Source organism: Paenarthrobacter sp. CM16 (assembly GCF_013179505.1).
Taxonomy (GTDB): domain Bacteria; phylum Actinomycetota; class Actinomycetes; order Actinomycetales; family Micrococcaceae; genus Arthrobacter.
In genome coordinates, this window is the sequence record NZ_JABMCX010000420.1 from 1 (window position 1) to 3010 (window position 3010).

4 protein-coding genes are annotated in these 3010 nt (G+C 61.6%); 1 reads left to right on the forward strand and 3 read right to left on the reverse strand.

Going from position 1 to position 3010, the window contains the following annotated elements:
* From rplD to rpsJ, 3 genes are all read right to left on the reverse strand, one after another.
* The coding region (gene rplD / locus HP499_RS22770) for a 50S ribosomal protein L4 (protein WP_172326344.1) at positions 1-466 on the reverse strand (466 nt) is incomplete at its 3' end.
* Positions 467-470: 4 nt separating this feature from the next.
* Positions 471-1121, reverse strand: a complete 651-nt coding sequence (gene rplC, locus HP499_RS22775; protein ID WP_026539807.1) for a 50S ribosomal protein L3 — start codon at positions 1119-1121, stop codon at positions 471-473.
* A 17-nt stretch (positions 1122-1138) separates the two neighbouring features.
* Complete coding sequence (gene rpsJ / locus HP499_RS22780) at positions 1139-1447, reverse strand: 30S ribosomal protein S10 (RefSeq protein ID WP_003803825.1); 309 nt, start codon at positions 1445-1447, stop codon at positions 1139-1141.
* A gap of 394 nt (positions 1448-1841) precedes the next feature.
* On the opposite strand from rpsJ, the gene HP499_RS22785 reads away from it, so the two are divergent.
* Positions 1842-3010, forward strand: a 1169-nt coding sequence (locus tag HP499_RS22785) for a glycoside hydrolase family 1 protein (RefSeq protein WP_172326345.1), incomplete at its 3' end; no start/stop codon positions are given.

The following is a 3010-nucleotide window of genomic DNA, read 5'->3' on the forward strand; positions in this document are numbered from 1 at the left end:
GTGCAGCAACATCGTTGGCGCGCTCGATAACGACGAGCAGGTTCTTGCGCTCAGTAACGGAGCGCAGCGAAGCCAGTGCGTCCTTGGCGGACGGCTTGGTGCCGGCTACCAGTTCAGCGATGACGTGGATGCGGCCGTTGCGGGCGCGGTCAGACAGGGCGCCGCGGAGTGCAGCAGCCTTCATCTTCTTGGGGGTGCGCTGGCTGTAGTCACGAGGGGTCGGACCGTGGACAACGCCACCGCCGGTCATGTGAGGAGCACGGATGGAACCCTGACGGGCGCGGCCGGTACCCTTCTGCTTGAACGGCTTGCGACCTGCACCGGAAACCTCGGCGCGGGTCTTCGTCTTGTGGGTACCCTGGCGTGCAGCAGCGAGCTGTGCGACGACGACCTGGTGCAGCAGCGGCACGTTGGTCTGGACGTCGAAGATCTCTGCAGGCAGGTCTACCTTGACAGTGCTAGTCATTGAACTAGGCTCCCTTCACGGCGGTGCGTACGAGTACGACCTGGCCGCGGGCGCCGGGAACGGCACCCTTGATAAGGAGCAGCGACTTCTCAACGTCAACTGCGTGAACCGTGAGGTTCAGCGTGGTGTGACGTTCGGCGCCCATGCGGCCGGCCATTTTCAGGCCCTTGAAGACGCGGCTCGGGGTGGATGCGCCACCGATGGAGCCAGGCTTACGGTGGTTCTTGTGGGCACCGTGGGAAGCGCCAACGCCGTGGAAGCCGTGACGCTTCATAACACCGGCGAAGCCCTTACCCTTTGAGGTGCCGACGACGTCGATCTTCTGGCCGGCTTCGAAGATCTCAACAGAGAGCTCCTGGCCCAGCTCGTAGGATGCGGCGTCTGCGGTACGCAGTTCGACGACGTGGCGGCGAGGGGTGACGCCGGCCTTTTCAAAGTGACCAGCCAGCGGCTTGGTGACCTTGCGGGGGTCGATCTGGCCGTAGCCGATCTGTACGGCGACGTAGCCATCTACCTCTGCGTTGCGCAGCTGGGTGATGACGTTGGAGTCAGCCTGGACAACAGTTACCGGGATGAGCTTGTTGTTCTCGTCCCAGACCTGGGTCATGCCGAGCTTCGTGCCCAGCAGGCCCTTTACGTTACGGGTTGCGGTCATAGTCTCTCAGCACCTCCCTAGAGCTTGATTTCGATGTTCACGTCTGCAGGCAGGTCGAGACGCATAAGCGAGTCGACGGCCTTCGGCGTGGGGTCGATGATGTCGATCAGACGCTTGTGAGTACGCATTTCGAAGTGCTCACGGCTGTCCTTGTACTTGTGAGGAGAGCGAATAACGCAGTAAACGTTCTTCTCCGTGGGCAGCGGCACCGGGCCGACTACCGTTGCGCCTGCGCGCGTGACCGTCTCAACGATCTTCCGCGCTGAAACATCAATGACCTCGTGGTCATATGACTTCAGCCGGATGCGGATTTTTTGTCCCGCCATGTCGCCTGACTCTCTTTCAGCTAGTGCTGCTCTAGTTAGGGCTGCTCTGTTTACTTACCTGTTGATGTGGCCGCCGAAGCGTTTGAGGTTTTACCACCACACGCCGCACAAGCTGAATCCGGATATTCCGGGTTCCTCAACCTGCCGGCGCACCGACCCCCGCGGTCGGGCGTGTCGCGATTTCCACGCAGACTCGACCGCATTCCATGGGGTTCAGGGTTATGTTTGGGCTTCAACCTGGACCCTGACACCCGGCATTATCCGGATCGGGACACGAAGAAGCGCTTGAACAACTCATCCAGTATGGCGGAAATCCGGAGTAAAGGCCAATCGGCGGCATAAGAGCCCTTGAAGGACCATTGCCCGGCGGCCCGCGCCTGAGGAAGATGGGTGCATGACCGTCCAGGATTCAGGCTCCGTGGAAGATCTGGCCGCGCGGCTGCGTCCCGGTTTCACGCTGGGTGTGGCCTCGGCTGCTTTCCAGATCGAAGGATCACTGACGGCCGATGGCCGCGGCCCTTCCGGCTGGGATGCGTTTGCGGAAAAGCCGGGAGCAATAGTCGACGGCGGCTCCCCCAGTGTAGCGTGCGACCATTACAACCGCTCTGATGAAGACATCGCCTTAATGCAGGAACTTGGCGTGGACTCCTACCGCTTTTCGCTTTCGTGGCCGCGCATCCAACCCGGCGGGAAGGGCTCGATCAATCAACGGGGCCTGGACTTCTACGATCGTCTCATCGATAAGCTCCTGGCCGCAGGCATCTCCCCCATGGCCACGCTGTACCACTGGGATACCCCGCTGGAACTGGAGCATGCCGGCGGATGGATGAACCGGGACACAGCCGAACGCTTCGCCGTCTACTGCGAGGCCGCGGCCGAACGCTTTGGCGACCGCGTTGATCACTGGGTCACCATGAACGAGCCCGTCTCCGTCACCGTGCAGGGTTACTCGTTGGGAGTGCATGCCCCGGGCCGGGAGCTGCTTTTCGATTCCCTGCCTGCTGCACATCATCAATTGCTGGGGCACGGAATGGCGGTACGCGCACTCCGGGATGCAGGAGTGAAGGGACAGATCGGCATATCCAATATGCACTGCCCCGTCGAGCCCGCCGGCACCAGTCTCGGCGACCGGCTCATGGCGCAGGCGCTTGACCTGATCCTCAACCGCATCTATGCCGATGCCATACTGCTTGGCCAGTACCCCAGGCCGCCTCTGCCCATGAAACCTTGGTTCCGCTCCCTTGGTACTGTCCACGACGGCGATCTTGAGCTGATCAGCCAGCCGTTGGACTTCTACGGACTCAACTACTACTACCCTGTCAAGGTCGCCTCCGGTCCCGGCCCGGCAGAAATCCCCACGGGAACTTCTCCCGAGATGACCAAGGTCCCGTTCCATCTGGCGGCCTACCAGGAGTACGACACCACCGGGTTCGGCTGGCCTGTTGCACCCGAGTATTTGGCGCTATTGCTGAGGCAGATGAAGGACCGGTACGGGGAAGCCCTCCCCCCGATATACATCACCGAGGGTGGGGCCAGTTTTCCGGAACCACCGCAGGTTGACGG

What these genes read in the sequence shown, in the direction of transcription:
- rplC (WP_026539807.1), bottom strand. Translation starts at nt 1,121, where the DNA reads ATGACCGCAACCCGTAACGTAAAGGGCCTGCTGGGCACGAAGCTCGGC.
- rpsJ (WP_003803825.1), bottom strand. Translation starts at nt 1,447, where the DNA reads ATGGCGGGACAAAAAATCCGCATCCGGCTGAAGTCATATGACCACGAG.